This is a genomic window from Stenotrophomonas sp. CFBP 13724 (assembly GCF_014841975.1).
Lineage (GTDB): Bacteria > Pseudomonadota > Gammaproteobacteria > Xanthomonadales > Xanthomonadaceae > Stenotrophomonas > Stenotrophomonas lacuserhaii.
In genome coordinates this window covers 42568-58264 of the sequence record NZ_JACYUW010000001.1, presented here as the reverse complement: position 1 = coordinate 58264, position 15697 = coordinate 42568, and the positions used below count along the sequence as shown (strand labels likewise).

15 protein-coding genes are annotated in these 15697 nt (G+C 66.2%); 9 read left to right on the top strand and 6 right to left on the bottom strand.

Annotated features, from left to right (window positions below; all coding sequences use genetic code 11):
* Window positions 1-98: 98 nt before the first annotated feature.
* Window positions 99-1988, top strand: a complete 1890-nt coding sequence (locus tag IFT63_RS00260) for a ricin-type beta-trefoil lectin domain protein (protein ID WP_192082877.1) — start codon at window positions 99-101, stop codon at window positions 1986-1988.
* Here IFT63_RS00260 and IFT63_RS00255 read toward each other — a convergent pair whose 3' ends face one another.
* Together IFT63_RS00255 and IFT63_RS00250 are read right to left on the bottom strand one after the other, a co-directional pair.
* Window positions 1989-2678 carry a methionine ABC transporter permease gene (locus IFT63_RS00255; protein WP_192082876.1) on the bottom strand — a complete coding sequence of 230 codons (690 nt, stop codon included), beginning with the start codon at window positions 2676-2678 and terminating at the stop codon, window positions 1989-1991.
* Window positions 2675-3682, bottom strand: a complete 1008-nt coding sequence (locus IFT63_RS00250; protein WP_192082875.1) for an ATP-binding cassette domain-containing protein — start codon at window positions 3680-3682, stop codon at window positions 2675-2677. The genes IFT63_RS00255 and IFT63_RS00250 overlap by 4 nt, the downstream gene beginning before the upstream one ends.
* 493 nt (window positions 3683-4175) lie before the next feature.
* Here IFT63_RS00250 and IFT63_RS00245 point away from each other — a divergent pair, with 493 nt between their 5' ends.
* On the top strand, window positions 4176-5471 hold the full coding sequence (locus tag IFT63_RS00245; protein WP_192082874.1) for a hypothetical protein: 1296 nt from the start codon (window positions 4176-4178) through the stop codon (window positions 5469-5471).
* Window positions 5472-5525: 54 nt separating this feature from the next.
* Here IFT63_RS00245 and IFT63_RS00240 read toward each other — a convergent pair whose 3' ends face one another.
* Window positions 5526-6422, bottom strand: coding sequence for a DMT family transporter (locus tag IFT63_RS00240; RefSeq protein ID WP_182657351.1), 897 nt, complete (start codon window positions 6420-6422; stop codon window positions 5526-5528).
* Window positions 6423-6500: 78 nt separating this feature from the next.
* Here IFT63_RS00240 and IFT63_RS00235 point away from each other — a divergent pair, with 78 nt between their 5' ends.
* The 4 genes from IFT63_RS00235 (at window position 6501) to IFT63_RS17705 (ending at window position 9163) form a co-directional block, all read left to right on the top strand.
* Window positions 6501-6983: a YajQ family cyclic di-GMP-binding protein gene (locus tag IFT63_RS00235; RefSeq protein ID WP_042614313.1), complete on the top strand. Its 483-nt coding sequence runs from the start codon at window positions 6501-6503 to the stop codon at window positions 6981-6983.
* A gap of 34 nt (window positions 6984-7017) precedes the next feature.
* Complete coding sequence (locus IFT63_RS00230; protein WP_192082873.1) at window positions 7018-7599, top strand: DUF1415 domain-containing protein; 582 nt, start codon at window positions 7018-7020, stop codon at window positions 7597-7599.
* Window positions 7596-8399 carry an SDR family oxidoreductase gene (locus IFT63_RS00225; RefSeq protein ID WP_192082872.1) on the top strand — a complete coding sequence of 268 codons (804 nt, stop codon included), beginning with the start codon at window positions 7596-7598 and terminating at the stop codon, window positions 8397-8399. Before IFT63_RS00230 ends, IFT63_RS00225 begins: the two co-directional genes overlap by 4 nt.
* 104 nt (window positions 8400-8503) lie before the next feature.
* On the top strand, window positions 8504-9163 hold the full coding sequence (locus tag IFT63_RS17705; protein WP_152620663.1) for an ankyrin repeat domain-containing protein: 660 nt from the start codon (window positions 8504-8506) through the stop codon (window positions 9161-9163).
* A 13-nt stretch (window positions 9164-9176) separates the two neighbouring features.
* Here the strand turns inward: IFT63_RS17705 and IFT63_RS00215 are convergent, their stop codons facing one another.
* Entirely contained in the window at window positions 9177-11210 is a 2034-nt protein-coding gene (locus IFT63_RS00215; RefSeq protein ID WP_192082871.1) for a M3 family metallopeptidase, read from the bottom strand.
* A 77-nt stretch (window positions 11211-11287) separates the two neighbouring features.
* A complete protein-coding gene (locus IFT63_RS00210) occupies window positions 11288-12397 on the bottom strand; it encodes a PLP-dependent cysteine synthase family protein (protein ID WP_042614332.1) in 1110 nt (369 codons plus the stop codon).
* A gap of 123 nt (window positions 12398-12520) precedes the next feature.
* Here IFT63_RS00210 and gloA point away from each other — a divergent pair, with 123 nt between their 5' ends.
* Together gloA and IFT63_RS00200 are read left to right on the top strand one after the other, a co-directional pair.
* A complete protein-coding gene (gene gloA, locus IFT63_RS00205) occupies window positions 12521-13039 on the top strand; it encodes a lactoylglutathione lyase (RefSeq protein WP_042614309.1) in 519 nt (172 codons plus the stop codon).
* 96 nt (window positions 13040-13135) lie between these two features.
* A complete protein-coding gene (locus IFT63_RS00200) occupies window positions 13136-13564 on the top strand; it encodes a VOC family protein (RefSeq protein ID WP_192082870.1) in 429 nt (142 codons plus the stop codon).
* 69 nt (window positions 13565-13633) lie between these two features.
* Here the strand turns inward: IFT63_RS00200 and IFT63_RS00195 are convergent, their stop codons facing one another.
* On the bottom strand, window positions 13634-14065 hold the full coding sequence (locus tag IFT63_RS00195) for a CBS domain-containing protein (protein ID WP_101098874.1): 432 nt from the start codon (window positions 14063-14065) through the stop codon (window positions 13634-13636).
* A gap of 498 nt (window positions 14066-14563) precedes the next feature.
* Here IFT63_RS00195 and IFT63_RS00190 point away from each other — a divergent pair, with 498 nt between their 5' ends.
* Complete coding sequence (locus IFT63_RS00190; RefSeq protein WP_192082869.1) at window positions 14564-15685, top strand: NADH:flavin oxidoreductase/NADH oxidase; 1122 nt, start codon at window positions 14564-14566, stop codon at window positions 15683-15685.
* Window positions 15686-15697: the final 12 nt, after the last annotated feature.

Here is a 15697-nt window from a genome sequence, read left to right as displayed (position 1 = left end):
GCGTCTCAGCGCACGTCATGATCTGACGACGTTCTCCACGAGAGATGCAATGCCGGGCCCGAAACGCGCCCGGCATTGCATCTCTCGTGGAGAACATGATGAAGCGCTCGATCCTCGCCGCCAGCCTGGCGCTGGCATCCGCGACAGGCGCCAGTGCACCTGCTGCTCCGCCTTACGACCACGGCAGCCTGGCCCTGCACCAGCTCGCCCATCTGTTGGGAGGCGCCCCGGTCTCCCACGCAACGCCGGCCACTGATGAGGCACACCTCGCGTGGTTCCTCGACACCGCGCTGGACGACCCGGACAGCTACCGCGAGGCCGCGCAGGCCTACCATCGCGGGCAACCGGTGGCTATCGTGCGCGGAGCCCGATCCGCTGCCACGGATGCGGTCCTGCAGGAACTGTTCTCCGCGGCCTCGCCGGCCCCCTTTGCGCTCTACGTAAAAACCGCAGAGGGAAGCCCGCACATCATCACTACCGAGGCATCTGCCTGCTCGGCGGCGCAATGCCAGCTGCTGGTACGGCAGATGGGCGACGTCGTGCGCGACCCACTGGCCGCGCGTAACGCGGCGCTGGCGACTCCCACGCCGCAGGAGACGGCAAGCCTGCCGGAACTGGTGTTCATCAATACCCAGACCGGCAGCTCCGGCAATGGCAGCACCGTTACCCTGCGTGCCCAGGTGGCCCGCAGCGTAGGCCCGTCATTCAATACGCTGAAGGTCGTGGCACGCTCCATCCATGTGCTCAAGCCGCATGAGAATGGCAACGTGCCCCCCTTCGTCGTCATTCCTGACCGGTATGCCTTCCAGCACACCGTACGGATGGACCAGGCCGGCTCCGGCGCACCGAAATTGACGGACTGGCTGCCCAAGGGTGACGCCAGCACGGACCTGGACATTTCAGCAACGCACAGCAGCGTGACGTCATTCGGGTCGGCATTCAGCCCCGAGACCAGCGCCGGCTTGCAGGACAAGGTGACCAACTTCGCCGCGAAGTCGGCCTTCAGCTTCACCTTCGGGCGCCAGGTGACAGAAACCTCCAGTGTTGCCTTCAAGATCAAGGACTATGCCTTGCAGGATGGGCTTCAGAAACTTCCCGATGGATCAATGAAGTCCGAGTGGACCCTGCCGTTGGCCGGCTATGTGGCGGGCGATGCTCGCTACTTCGGCAATCCGCCGACGACGCAGAAGATGACGTCGACGATGCGCCAGAGCACCCCGGTCGGCGTGTCCGAATGGATCGTGCCCGGCAGCTACCGCAACGTCCTGACCATCGGCGCGGCGGGCGGTATCCGGAACCGGCGTTACCTGGGAATAGGCTCAGCGCCTGCAGACGACCCCGGCGTGCAGCCGGGCACCCATGTCAGCGTGGATACCCGTTCGGTCTACCTGACCGCGGAGCCGACCGTCTTCATCCAGTCCAAAGCGGGCATCGGTGGATGCCTGCGTGACAACGGAGGAAGCGTCGTCAGCGCCCCGTGTCCCGATGTCACGCGGCCCGGATGGTTGGACGATACCCTCGCGCAGTGGCAGTTCGACGTGCACGGCCGCTACTTCAACCGGGGATCAGGTCAGTGCATGCAGGTCCTCGGGAGTGGGCAGTCCAATGGCGGCCACGTCGTCACCCGCCCCTGCACGACCAACCGGGACCAGAAATGGGAATGGACCGCCGACCGCATCTACAGCCGGCACGGCGACGGTGCAGGCGAGTGGCGCTTGTTCCTTTCGCCCGACGGCGACCTGCATGCACGTACGCACGAAGATCACAGGCTGCAGCGGCTGCCGGGCAACGCGTTCCATCCGCTGCTGCCGCCATGGTCGAACTATCCCAAAAAGCCTTTCAGCAACGACTACATCCCGAAACTTGAAAATATCGGCCCGAACCAACCGATACCTCCGGAATTCCTGGAGCTGGGACCGGTGCTTCCCGAGGAGCTATGGGAAGTCGTGGTGCTTCGGCAATCCCTGGTAGGCAGCACGCTGCGCTGACTACTTCCGGCTGAAATGGGCGACCAACCTGTCGCCTACCATCTGCAGCAGCTGCACCAGCACCAGCAGCAGCACCACGGTAACCAGCGCCACGTCGGTATGCGAGCGCTGGTAACCATCGCGGAATGCGAGATCCCCCAGGCCACCGGACCCGATCGCACCGCCCATCGCAGTGAAACCGATCAGGGCGACGGTGGTCACCGTCGCGCCGGCGATCAGGCCGGGGCGGGCTTCGGGCAACAATACGCGGGTCACCAGCTGCCAGGTGGTGGCACCCATCGCCTGGGTCGCCTCGATCACCCCTCGGTCCACTTCACGCAATGCCGTTTCCACCAACCGTGCGTAGAACGGCGCTGCGCCGATCACCAGCGGCACGATCGCACCACGTACGCCCAGCGAGGTGCCCATGAGCCCCAACGTGACCGGGATCAGCACGATCATCAGGATGATGAAAGGCACCGAACGCAGCAGGTTCACCACCAGCGCCAGCGCGCCGTAGGCTACCGGCCTGCGCCGCAGTTGCGGTGAGCCGAACAGGTACAACAGCACGCCGAGCGGCAGGCCGATGGCCAGGGTCAGCGGCAGCGACCCGGCCAGCATCAGCAGCGTGTCGACGGTGGCCTGGCCGATGTCGGCCCATTTGCCGGCGTCCAGGTGGCGGAAGAAGCCGCCGTTGCTTGCGAAGATCATCGGCGCAGTTCCTCTACGTGCACGCCCGCGGCGGCGAATGCCTGTTGCGCGGCAGCCTGGTCGCCGCCGACCAGCGACACGATCAGCTGCCCGTACGGGGTGTCCTTGATGCGGTCGATGCGGCCTGACAGGATGTTGTAGTCCACGCCGGTCTGGCGGGCGACGCTGCCCAGCAGCGGCTGGTAGGTGTCAGCACCAAGGAAGGTCAGCCGCACGATGGTGCCGCCAACGGTATCGAAGTCACCGTGCAGCGTGCCCTCGTCGATGTGTTCGGATTCGCTGACGAAACGGCGCGTGGTCGGATGCTGCGGATGCAGGAACACATCGGTGACCGGCCCCACCTCCACCAGCTCACCGGCATCAAGCACGGCCACGCGGTCGCAGACCCGACGGATCACATCCATTTCATGGGTGATCAGCACGATGGTCAGGCCCAGTTCCCGGTTGATCTTCGACAGCAGCCCAAGCACCGAGGCGGTAGTCTGCGGATCCAGTGCACTGGTGGCCTCGTCGCACAGCAGGATCCGTGGGCCGGTGGCGAGCGCGCGCGCGATGCCGACCCGCTGCTTCTGCCCACCGGACAGCTGTGCCGGGTACTTGTCCGCATGCGCCTGCAGGCCGACGGTCTGCAGCAGTTCGGCCACCCGGGCGTCGATCTGCGCCCGTGGCGTGCCGGCCAGTTCCAGCGGGAAGCCCACGTTGGACGCTACCGTGCGCGAGGACAGCAGGTTGAAGTGCTGGAAGATCATCCCGATGCGCCGACGCAGCGCACGCAAGCCGGACGCATCCAGGGCGGTGACGTCTTCCCCTGCGATGAGCAGGCGTCCGCCGCTGGGCTCCTCCAGCCGGTTGATCATGCGGATGAGGGTCGATTTTCCTGCGCCGGAGTGGCCGATGATGCCGAACACTTCGCCGGACTCGACGGTCAGGTCCAGGGGCTGCAGCGCACTGACGGCGCGGCCGGCCATGGCATAGGATTTGTGCAGGCGCTGGAACTCGATCACGGCAGCAGCTCACCGGATGGGCATTGGAGGGGGGCGTGCAGCCTACCAGCGCGGACGGTCTTCCGCCTATGCCGGTGAGACGAATGATATTCCGGATGGTTCTAAGCCACGTGACAGGCCTCCCGCGCGGCCAACTGTCGCCTTCGCCATGATCGGTCCCAAGCCCGCCCTGGGTGGCCGGACCACCCAGACCCACTGGTGACGCGGGTCGCGCAATAGGACACGTCTGAATCCGGGCAAGACGCTGGCTATTGGCGCGGGTCGCGAACAAGACTTCGTGCTCAACGTTATCACCGCAAAGAGGATTCCGATGTTGAGCCAGAGTGCGATCACTGCGACCGTCCTTCGCGAGCCGTCCACCCCGATCCTGCCCCCTCGGCCCGACGTGGCGCCGAGGCATCCGCGCCAGTGGGGCAACGCGGGCCTGCGCGAATCCGCCACGCGCCCCCATCGATCTGCTCACACACCTGACAGCACCATCGTGCACAGGCTGATGGAACAACGCCCGGTGGCCAGCGCGCTGTTCCTGGCCGGCCTGGCGAGAGAAACGGGCACTCCGCATGCCAGTGAAGCCCTGCTACAGCAGACCGCAGCACACGCCAGGTTGATCGCCCAGGTCGATGAACGGCTCACCCTGCAGAGTGAGCCCGGACTGCGCGCACTGCAGCGCCTGGTGCATGGGCGCGCGCCGGGCCGGTCCGTGGCGCAGGTATTCGAGCAGTTCATGAGCCACCGCACCCGGCGCGATCTGGATCGCAGCACCTGCCGCGCCGATGCGCGGGCTGCGGCCACGCAGGCAGGAGCGGTTGCAGCGAGCGCTGGCCGCAGCGGCAATGGCGCCGAACGCGCCACGCTGACCCGGATGCGGCTTGGCTCGCCTCTGCACTGGTTGACCGGCGGCCTGCTGCTGGCAGCCCAGGGCCGTCCCGGCGATGCCCAGCCCGATGCGTGCTCGGCAACCGCCTATGCCGCCGTGCCAACCGGCTCCGGCGCTGCGCCCGCGCCCCGCGCCATGCTGGTGCTGGGCAGCGCTGGCCTGGCCACCACGGCGCTGGCAGGGGTGACCTTGTGGCGTATCCATGCCGGTCAGGCACAGGACCGCGATGCGGTGCAGGTGGAAAGCATGGCCGCCGCGCTGCGGGCCGTCCACTACCTGGACCAGCGCACGGGCGGCGACAAGGAGCGGCTGCTGGACAGCCTGGTCTGGTGCAGCGCGGCCGGTCACCCCGACCGCATCCCGGGCGACGTGCTGGAACCGCGCAAGCTGGCCCAGCTGGCCGACATGATCGGCGACGGCGACGCCGTGGGCGCATGGCTGGGCGCCCTGCTCGAACTGGACCCTGGCTGCAGCGCAAGCCCGTCGGCAGGGCCCGCCGCCCGGCTGCGCCTGGTGCGCCAGGCAAGCCACGTCAGCACGCCCGCGACCGGAGCCGGAAGCGCGCTGCTGCAGCACTGCCAGCAGATAACCCCCGGACAGCAGCCGCTGGCGACACTGGAGTCGGCCTGTGCCGCGGTGACACGGGCCGACCGCGTTGCCGCGCTGGCCGATACCCAAATAAGTGCCTACGCCAGCTGCGTGCAGCGCATCCGCGCTGGCGTCATGGCGATCGAAACCGTGTTGGACGACAACAGGCAGGCGCTGCAGAGCACCGGCAGCCTCGCCTCTGAAATAAACCGGTTGCAGATCCTGTCGATCGATCGTCTGCTGGCCCGGACGCGAGCGCTGTCTGCCCAGCTGACAGACGCGCTGGTGCGCGCCAACCAGCGCATCATCGACCGCATCGGCTGACGGGGTGCCGGTGGCGCCGCCATGAGGAACCGGTGGGCTCAACGCCCACCGGGCTCACGGGTGGTCCAGCGGCTTGGGTGGCTGCTGGCGGTTCACCCGCTCGCGGTGCAGCAGGTACAGGCCTGATGCCACGATGATGGCCGCCCCGCTCCAGGTCCATGCATCGGGCAACTGCTGCCAGAACAACAGATCCCAGCCGATCACCCAGACCAGCCCGGTGTACTCCAGTGGCGCGATCATCGACGCCTCGCCCAGCTGGAAGGCGCGGGTCAGCGCGATCTGTCCCAGTGCCCCGGCCAGCCCCATGCCGGCTACCAGCGGGGCATCGGCCAGCTGCATCGGTACCCACTCCGGCCAGGCCAGTGCACCGGCCCCGATCCCCATGATCACCAGGAACCACACCACCATCGATTGCGAGGTGTCGGTGCGGGTCAACAGGCTGACGGTGATGGCGGCCACCGCATAGGCCGTGGCCGCGACCAGCACCATCAGTCCGGGAATGGAAATGAACCCGTCCACCCCTGGCCGCAGCACCACGATGACCCCGAGCAGGCCAATGCCGATGGCCACCCAGCGCCGCGGTCCCACACGCTCGCCCAGCAGCGGCACCGACAGCGCTGCGATGATCAGCGGGGCGACGAAATAGATGCTGTAGGCGGTTGAAAGCGGCAGGTCGCGCAGGGCGAACACGAAGCAGCCGATCATCACCATGCCCAGCACGCCGCGCAGCAGGTGCAGGCCCCAGCGCTTGGGAATCAATGAACGCGGTCCGGCACTGGCCAGCACCCAGACCAGCACGAACGGCAGCGAGGCGGCGCCGCGCAGGAAGGTCACCTGCAGCGAAGGATATCCGGCCGCCAGCTGCTTCATGCCCGCGTCCATCAGCGAGAAACAGGCGACGGCGGCAACCATCCAGATGACGGCGCGCGAAGGGGAGGCAGGGGCGTTCATGGCCCATTATCGCCCTGCCACGCCGACCTTCCAAGGCGGGTTGGGTAGAATGGGGGCACTGAATCCAGGAGTTTCCCCATGCCCTCTTTCGACGTCGTCTCCGAAGTGGACAAGCACGAGCTGGTCAATGCGGTCGACCAGGCCAACCGTGAACTGACCACGCGCTTTGATTTCAAGGGCGTGGCCGCGAAGTTCGAGCTGGAAGACAGCGTGATCTCGCAGAGCGCTCCCAGCGAATTCCAGCTGCAGCAGATGACCGACATCCTGCGCGCCCGCATGTCCGCCCGCCAGATCGACACCAAGAGCCTGGAATTCGGCGAGGTGGAAACCAACGTCGCCGGCGCCCGGCAGAAGATCACCGTCAAGCAGGGTATCGAGCAGAAGATCGCCAAGAAGATCGCCGCCACGCTGAAGGAAGCCAAGCTGAAGGTGGAAAGCCAGATCAACGGCGACAAGCTGCGGGTGACCGGCAAGAAGCGCGATGACCTGCAGGACGCGATGGCCCTGCTGCGCAAGAACGACTTCGAACTGCCGCTGCAGTTCGACAACTTCCGCGACTGATCACCCACCTCCCCGCCCGCCTGCCGAGCCCGCCATGACCGACTCCGTTGTTTCGTCCGAAGGGCCGCCCGCCGAAGACCCCGTTGCCGCTACCCGCCTGTGGCTGGAGCGCATCGTCATCGGCTTGAACCTGTGCCCCTTCGCCAAGGCGGTGTACGTAAAGGAGCAGGTGCGGTACGTGCTCAGCGACGCCACCACGCCCGAAGCGCTGGTTGAGCAGTTGGCGGAAGAACTGGTGCTGCTGCGCGATGCCTCGCCCGAGCAGATCGACACGACCCTGATCATCCATCCGGACGTGCTGACCGACTTCCTGGACTACAACGATTTCCTCGACAACGCCGACGCGGCCATCGAAGCACTGGATCTGCAGGGCATCCTGCAGGTGGCCAGCTTCCATCCGCAGTACCAGTTCGAAGGTGTTGCGCCGGACGATGCCAGCAACTACACCAACCGCGCGCCCTACCCGATCCTCCACCTGCTGCGCGAAGACAGCGTGGCACGTGCGGTGGATGCCTTCCCGGACCCGGATGTGATCGTGGAGCGCAACATCCAGACCCTGGACCGCATTGGCGTGGAGGGCTGGTGGCGGCGCCTGCGCGGGCAGGACCTGTCATGAGCATCGTACCGGCCGTATCCGCCTGGCCCAATGCGCCGTTGGCGGGCAAGGTGGTGCTGGTCACCGGCGGTGCCAACGGCATCGGCCGCGGCATCGCGCAGGCGGTGCTGGGTGCGGGCGGCCAGGTGATGATCGGTGACCTGGACGTGGACGCGGGCAAGGCCTGCCTGGTCGAATGGGATCGTCCTGCCGACACCGCGTTCCGCAAGCTGGATATCACCAGCGAATCCAGCGTGCGCGGCTTCATCGCCGCGGCCCTGAAGCGCTTCGGTCGCATCGACGGACTGGTCAACAACGCCGGAATCGCCGGTGCACATGGCCCCGCGCTGGCCGACATGGAATGGAGCGAGTGGCAGCGGCGGCTGTCATCACTGCACGGTGCTTTCCTGTGCAGCAAGCACGCACTGCCTGCATTGGGTGCGGACGGAGGCGGCGCGATCCTCAACATCGCCTCCACGCGGGCGCAGATGTCCGAACCTGACAGTGAAGCGTATGCCGCCGCGAAGGGCGGACTGGTCGCCTTCACCCACGCGTTGGCACTCAGCGCCGGGCCCGCGGTGCGGGTGAACAGCATCAGCCCCGGCTGGATCGCCACCGCTGCCTGGCAGGCGCCCGCGCGGCGGCGTACACCGTCGCTGTCCAAGGCCGATCACGCGCAGCACCCGGTGGGGCGGGTCGGCCAGCCCGGCGACATCGGCGCGCTGGCGGTGTTCCTGCTGTCGGACATGGGCGGCTTCATCACCGGCCAGGACCATGTCATCGATGGTGGGATGACCCGCAAGATGATCTACGTGGATTGAGAAAGGACGGAGGGATCTCCGTCCCTTTTTTGAAAGCCGGCATGTCCGGTTGAAAGCACCATCGCCGCAGCGAAAAACCGCAGCCGCTTTGGAATCCAAACCCCATGCTCCACTCCGTCAGTCCAGCCATCTCGCCTGCACCCCCGGCCGCACCGCGGCCCGCGGCCGCCCCTGCTCCACCGGCACCCACCTCCTGTTTGTCAGTCCACAGCCCCGTCCCCACCCGGGTGGGCAATACCAGCGATCCGCTCCAGTCGCGGGAAGCACCTGACGCCTGGCACACGGCACACTTCAAGATGGCAAGTGGGATGACGCTCGCCGCTGGCGAACTGGACGCGCTTCCGTGCGCGATTACGTCAGCATTTCCTGTACCGGAAAAGCGCGATCTCATGCTGCTCGCCGTGGTGTATGGCCAACGGGCGGATGTCCAGAGGATGCTGGCGGACGAGATGTCCGCAACGGCCCCGGACGCGCAGGGCCTGACCCCGCTGGTCCAGGCGGCAGCCCGCCCGGATCCATCGATCCTGCAGGACATGATTGCCGCAGGCGTGGACATCAACTCGGCCCAGCCCTACAACGGTGCCACCCCGCTGATCGCCGCAGCAGCGGCATCGCGGCCAGACAATGTCGCACTGCTGATCGAGGCGGGTGCGGACCTCGCTCTGGCCACGAAAGAAGGGCAGACCGCATCGGACGTCAGCACCAGTCCCGCGGTACGGATGATGTTGACCTTCGCGCAGGACCAGCGGGCACAGAACCGCTGATCCTGCGGCTGCGTCAGCCGCCCATCCCTGAATGCCGCAGCAGCGCGTCGATGTTCGGCGCGCGGCCGCGGAACGCCTGGAAGTTTTCCGCAGCACTGCGGCTGCCACCGCGCCCGATGATCTCATCGCGGAACCGCGCGCCGGTTGCCCCTACGGCATCCGGCGCCTCTTCGAACGCCGCATAGGCATCCGCGCTCAGCACTTCGGCCCACTTGTAACTGTAATATCCCGCCGCATAGCCGCCAGCGAAGATATGACTGAACTGGTGCGGGAAGCGGTTCCACTCCGGCGGGTGGTTCACCGCCACTTCCGCACGCACGCGTTCCAGCAGCGCCAGCGCCGGCTCCTGCGTGCCGCCGGGCGCAGCATGCAGCAGCATGTCGAACAAGCCGAATTCCAGCTGGCGCACGGTCGCCATGCCGCTGTGGAAATTGCGCGCCGCCAGCATTTTTTCGTACAGCGCGCGCGGCAACGGTTCGCCGGTTTCGACGTGCGCGGTCATGCCCTGCAGGTGGCTCCACTCCCAGCAGAAGTTTTCCATGAACTGACTGGGCAGCTCCACCGCATCCCACTCCACGCCGTTGATGCCTGCCACGCCCAGTTCGCCGATACGCGTCAACAGCTGGTGCAGGCCGTGGCCCATTTCGTGGAACAGCGTGGTGACCTCGTTGTGGCTGAAGGTCGCCGGCGCGCCATCGGCACCGCGGCCGAAGTTGCAGACCAGGTAGACCACCGGCGTCTGCACGCTGCCATCGGCGCGCACGCGACGGTTGCGGCAGTCGTCCATCCACGCGCCGCCGCGCTTGCCTTCGCGTGCATACAGGTCAAGGTAGAACTGGCCTACCAGGCTTCCCTGCGCATCCACCAGGCGGAAGAAGCGGACGTCGTCGTGCCACACCGGCGCGCTGTCCGGCTGCACCCGCAGCCCGTACAACTGCTCAATCACGGCGAACAATCCGCCCAGCACTTTGGGTTCGGTGAAGTACTGCTTTACATCCTGCTCGGAGTAGCTGTAGCGCGCCTGTTTCAAGCGGTCCGCAGCGAATGCCAGGTCCCAGGCCTGCAGGTTGTCCAGCCGCAGCGTGTCACGTGCGAAATGCTCCAGTTCCGCGCGATCCTTGGCGGCGAAGGGCTTGGCACGCGCCGCCAGATCGCGCAGGAACGCCAGCACCTCGGCCGGGTCCTGCGCCATCTTGGTGGCGACGGAATAGTCCGCATAAGAGGCGAAGCCAAGCAGCCCCGCCATCTCTGCACGCAAGGCAAGGATGCGGTCGATGTTGCCACTGTTGTCCAGCGACCCATCACCGAATTCCGAAGCGCGCTGCGCACTGGCGCGATACAGGGCCTCGCGCAGGTCGCGGTCTTCGGCATAGGTCTGCACTGGCAGGTAGCACGGCATCTGCAGGGTCAGTTTCCAACCGTCCTTGCCATCCTTTTCGGCGGCGGCGCGCGCAGCGGCCCGGACATCCTGCGGCAGGCCCGCCAGGCGCGCTTCGTCCTCGACGAGCAACGACCAGGCGTCGGTCGCGTCGAGCACATTCTGCGAGAACCTGGCCGCCAGCGCGGACAGTTCTTCCTTGATGGCGGTGAAGCGCGCTTTGTCGGCGCCATCGAGTTCCGCGCCACCCAGGCGGAAATCCCTCAGGGTGTTGTCCAGCACTTTTTGTCTTGGCGCATCGAAGCCGGCTGCCTCGGCCGCGGATGCCAATGCTTGGTACTGCTGGAACAGTGCCACGTTTTGGCCCAGCGCGGTGCCGAAGTTGGTTATCCGCGGCAGGTTCTGGTTGTAGGCCTCACGCAGCGCCGGCGTGTTCATTACTGCCTGCAGGTGACCGACCTGGCCCCAGGCCCGCCAGAGTCGCTCGGTGGCATCGTCGAGCGGGACCACGAAGGATTCCCATGACACGGGCTGCACCCGCTCGGCGGCGGCGACGGCGGCTTCCGCGTCGGCCAGCAACACGTCAAGCGCCGGTCCAATGTGCTCAGGCCGGATCTCGGAGAAACGCGGCAGGCCGGAGAAATCAAGCAACGGGTTGGTGGCGGTCATAGGGGCTCCAGTAGCGGGCGCCACGCGCGGTGGCATGCTGCTGGATATGGCGCCGCGCCGCCGCGATGGCAAGGGGGTCAGAGCGTTTCCAGGCTGCTCATCGGCAGCGCCGGCAAGGTGCCCCCTGCCAGTACCGCTGCAAGCACCTCATCGGCGCCCACCACGTCGATCCCCATCCGTTCATACCAGGAAGGATCGTAATAGCTGTGCGCGTAGCGCTCGCCGCTGTCACACAAGATGGTGACGATGCTGCCACCGCGACCTGCCTCACGCATCCACTGCGCGGCCTGCAGTACGCCGATGAAATTGGTGCCGGTGGAGCCGCCGACACGGCGCCCCAGGCGGCGGCTGACCTGGCGCATGGCCGCCAGCGCCAGTGCATCGGGCACCTTCACCATGGCGTCCACGCTGGTCGGGATGAAGCTGGGCTCCACCCGCGGACGGCCGATGCCTTCCACCCGTGAACCGCCTTCGCAGGTCAGCTGCCGCCACGGCTCACCGGCCAGCGCGGCGCGGTAGCCGTCATAGAACACCGACACTTCAGGATCCGCGCAGAGGATGCGGGTGTCGTGCCGACGGTAGCTGACGTAGCGCCCCAGCGTGGCTGCGGTACCGCCGGTGCCCGGGCTGCAGACGATCCATTCCGGTATGGGATGCGGCTCTTCGGCCATCTGTTTGAAGATGGATTCGGCAATGTTGTTGTTGGCGCGCCAGTCAGTGGCCCGCTCGGCGAAGGTGAACTGGTCCATGAAGTGGCCGCCGGTCTCGCGCGCCAGCTGCTCGGAGGCGGCATTCAGGCCGCACGCGCTCTGCACCAGATGGCAGCGGCCGCCGTGGAACTCGATCGCGGCGATTTTCTCCGGGGAGGTGCTGGCCGGCATCACCGCGATGAAGGGCAGGCCGAGCAGACGCGCGAAATACGCTTCGGATACCGCTGTCGAACCACTGGAGGCTTCGATCACCGGCCGTCCCGCGCGCAGCCAGCCATTGGCCAGCGCGTACAGGAACAGCGAACGCGCGAGGCGGTGCTTGAGGCTGCCGGTGGGGTGGCTGGACTCGTCCTTGAAGTACACCTCGATGCCGTCGAACCCGGGCAGGTCCATCGGAATCAGGTGGGTATCAGCCGAACGGTTGAAATCGGCCTCGATCTTGCGGATGGCGGCAGCCACCCATTCACGCTGCGACATGGCGGAATCGTTGTCCGTGGTGGAACGGTGCGGTGCACGCATTCTACGCCGGACTGTCGTCATCCGCCGGTCGGTAGAATGGGGCATCGCGCCATTCCGGGCGCCGCCACTGAAGGATCCCCCATGACCCTTGCCGACCTGCAGACCGTTCCCGGCGTTGCCGCCCAGCCGCCGGCCGAGACCGCCGGCTTCGTCTTCAACCACACCATGCTGCGGGTGAAGGATGCGACCGCTTCGTTGGACTTCTACACCCGCGTGCTGGGCTACCAGCTGATCGACAAGCGCGACTTTGCCGAGGCCCAATTCAGCCTGTACTTCCTGGCCCTGCTGCCGGCTGGCACACCGGTGCCTGAGTCGGACGCCGAGCGCCGCCTGTGGATGGCTGGCCTTTCCGGCGTGCTGGAACTGACCCACAACCATGGCACCGAAGCGCAGGACGGCCCGGTGTACCACGATGGCAACAGCGATCCGCGCGGCTTCGGCCATATCTGCGTTTCGGTGCCGGACATCCAGTCCGCCTGCAAGCGCTTCGACGACCTGCAGGTGCCCTACCAGAAGCGCCTGGAAGACGGCCGCATGAAGCACCTGGCCTTCATCAAGGACCCGGACGGCTACTGGGTCGAGATCATCTCCAACGCCTGACGTGAAAAAAGGGGACGGAGGGGATTAAGACGTTTCTGGCACAATCGGGCCACAAGCGACTTAATCCCCTCCGTCCCCTTTTCATGGAGCGTGAGCATGGAAACCAACGAGCTGCATCGCGGGCGATTGATCGACCACATCCAGCTGATCGTGCGCGATCTTGCCGCCAGCCGGCGCTTCTACCAAGCGGTGTTCGACACCATCGGCATTCCCATCGCCGGCGAAGGCGAGGATTACTTCTGGGCCGATGAGCTGTTCATTTCCAGCGCCGACAGTGACGCCGCCGCCGGCGAGCTGACCGGCCGCCACCACCTGGCGTTCCAGTCACGCGACCGTGCCACCGTCGAGGCGTTCCACAAGGCAGCGCTTGCGGCCGGCGGCAAGGACAATGGCGCGCCGGGCGAACGGCCCTATCATCCCGGCTATTACGCCGCGTTCGTGTTGGACCCGGATGGCAACAATATTGAAGTGGTCCATCACGGTGAAGCGCGGTACAGCGCCGATTCGGTGAAGGTCACCTTCTGACGGTCTCCATGGCCTGAAACGAAGAAGCCGGGCACTGCCCGGCTTCCCATGTCGCGATGTGCCGAGGGGTCAGTGCGCGGCCAGGTAGATGTCCTGCAGCACGGCCTTTTCCAGTTCCAGCTCGCCCAGCAGGTTCTTGACGATATCGCCGAGGCTGAGGATGCCGACCAGCGTCGCGCCTTCGGTCACCATCAGGTGGCGGCGTCGCGAATACGTCATCAGGGACATCGCCTGCTTCAGCGTGGCCTCCGGCGCGATGCCTTCCAGGCCGGTCGACGGCACGCTGGAAATCACCCGACGGCCGGCCTGCGGACCGTCATCGGCCAGGCTGCGCACGATGTCCTTCTCGGAAATGATGCCGACCGGGGCACCGTCTTTGGTCACCACCAGGGCAGCGATCTTGTTGGCGCTCATCTTGTGCGCGGCAGCACCGATCGTATCTTCGGAATCGATGGTGATGACAGCTTCTTTCTTGGATTGCAGCAGCTCGCGGACGTTCATTCTTGTTTCCTGTTGCAGGTCACTGATTCGAAAAATGTGCTCTGCCGATGCGCCCCCTCCCCGGGGACCGACCTTCCAGCGCACGTCTGGTGCAGCGCGAACGGGGCGGGTTCAATCGCTCAATCCCACCCCGGCGGGTTCGATTCTACGACTGCGACCATCGGTCACTACCGGCATCGATGGCACAGTGCATCGTGGAACCAACCAACCGTCCAGAGAATGGCACTGCCGTAGAAACCGCTGCTGAACGCAGACCACGCAGCGCGCTCAAGATGCGTCGCCCACTGCCGAGATGCGGACAGAACACCGGGGTTGTGTCCCAGTTGCAATCCGGCGCCTGTGCTGTGCATGACGCATGCCGCGCACCCTGTTCTGTCTCTGCACCCATGGCATGCAGCGTCCTGTCGCAGCGTGGTGGATTCAGCCTGCGCCGCCCCCCATGGTTAGGGCAGTCCACGGTGCCCCGCGCCGCGCTCCCCCTCCTCCACGGATGTCCCCATGTCCCACCTGTTCTCCCCGTTCCAGCTGAAAGGCGTGACCCTGCGCAACCGCATCGCGGTACCGCCGATGTGCCAGTACAGCGCCACCGATGGCGTGCCCAACGCCTGGCATCTGGCGCACTACACCGGACTGGCCCGCGGCGGTGCCGGCTTGGTGATCGTGGAAGCCACCGGCGTATCGCCGGAAGGCCGCATCACCCCCGGCTGCCTGGGCCTGTGGAACCAAGCGCAGGCTGACGCACTTGCCCTTATTGCCGCCGCCATTGCCGAGACCGGTGCCGTACCGGGCATCCAGATCGGGCATGCCGGACGCAAGGCCAGCGCCAACCTGCCGTGGGAAGGCGACGACCATATCGCCGAAGATGACGCGCGCGGCTGGCCGACCCTGGCACCGTCGGCAATCGCCTTCGGCGGCGGTCTGTCCAAGCTGCCGCAGGAAATGACGATTGACGACATCAAGCGCGTGCAGGCTGACTTCGTCGCTGCCGCCGAACGCGCGCGCGATGCCGGCTTCAAATGGCTGGAATTGCATTTCGCACACGGTTACCTGGCGCAGAGTTTCTTCTCCGCCCATAGCAACCAGCGCGATGACACCTATGGCGGGAGTTTCGACAACCGCGCGCGTTTCCTGCTGGAGACGGTTGCCGCGGTACGCGCGGTATGGCCGGCCGAGCTGCCGTTGACCGCGCGCATGGGCGTCATTGAATACGACGGGCGCGATGAAGAAACCCTGGCTGAATCCATCCAACTGGTCCGCCAGATGCGCGAACGTGGGCTGGACCTGCTCAACGTCAGCATCAACTTCGTCATCCCGACCGGCGTGGTGCCGTGGGGTACTCCTTCGTTCCTGGCGCCGATTGCCCAGCGCGTGCGCGATGAAGCCGGTATTCCCGTGGCGGTGGGCTGGTGCGTGGATGGCGCTGAAGCAGCCGAATCCATCGTGCAGCAGCAGCAGAGCGACCTGGTGATGATCGGCCGCGCGCACCTGGCCAACCCGCATTACCCGTACCAGCTGGCACAGGAACTTGGGGTCGAAAACCCGGCCTGGACGACCCTGCCCGCGCCATACGCGCACTGGCTGGCGCGCTACCGCGGGCCGGGCCGCGCTTCGGCGCAGTAAGCAGGAGGTTTG

Bases quoted from the DNA above. Each gene is read 5' to 3' on its own strand.
- IFT63_RS00260 (WP_192082877.1), top strand. From the start codon at position 99: ATGAAGCGCTCGATCCTCGCCGCCAGCCTGGCGCTGGCATCCGCGACA.
- IFT63_RS00255 (WP_192082876.1), bottom strand. From the start codon at position 2,678: ATGATCTTCGCAAGCAACGGCGGCTTCTTCCGCCACCTGGACGCCGGC.
- IFT63_RS00245 (WP_192082874.1), top strand. From the start codon at position 4,176: ATGGAACAACGCCCGGTGGCCAGCGCGCTGTTCCTGGCCGGCCTGGCG.
- IFT63_RS00240 (WP_182657351.1), bottom strand. From the start codon at position 6,422: ATGAACGCCCCTGCCTCCCCTTCGCGCGCCGTCATCTGGATGGTTGCC.
- IFT63_RS00235 (WP_042614313.1), top strand. From the start codon at position 6,501: ATGCCCTCTTTCGACGTCGTCTCCGAAGTGGACAAGCACGAGCTGGTC.
- IFT63_RS00230 (WP_192082873.1), top strand. From the start codon at position 7,018: ATGACCGACTCCGTTGTTTCGTCCGAAGGGCCGCCCGCCGAAGACCCC.
- IFT63_RS00225 (WP_192082872.1), top strand. From the start codon at position 7,596: ATGAGCATCGTACCGGCCGTATCCGCCTGGCCCAATGCGCCGTTGGCG.
- IFT63_RS17705 (WP_152620663.1), top strand. From the start codon at position 8,504: ATGCTCCACTCCGTCAGTCCAGCCATCTCGCCTGCACCCCCGGCCGCA.
- IFT63_RS00215 (WP_192082871.1), bottom strand. From the start codon at position 11,210: ATGACCGCCACCAACCCGTTGCTTGATTTCTCCGGCCTGCCGCGTTTC.
- IFT63_RS00210 (WP_042614332.1), bottom strand. From the start codon at position 12,397: ATGTCGCAGCGTGAATGGGTGGCTGCCGCCATCCGCAAGATCGAGGCC.
- gloA (WP_042614309.1), top strand. From the start codon at position 12,521: ATGACCCTTGCCGACCTGCAGACCGTTCCCGGCGTTGCCGCCCAGCCG.
- IFT63_RS00200 (WP_192082870.1), top strand. From the start codon at position 13,136: ATGGAAACCAACGAGCTGCATCGCGGGCGATTGATCGACCACATCCAG.
- IFT63_RS00195 (WP_101098874.1), bottom strand. From the start codon at position 14,065: ATGAACGTCCGCGAGCTGCTGCAATCCAAGAAAGAAGCTGTCATCACC.
- IFT63_RS00190 (WP_192082869.1), top strand. From the start codon at position 14,564: ATGTCCCACCTGTTCTCCCCGTTCCAGCTGAAAGGCGTGACCCTGCGC.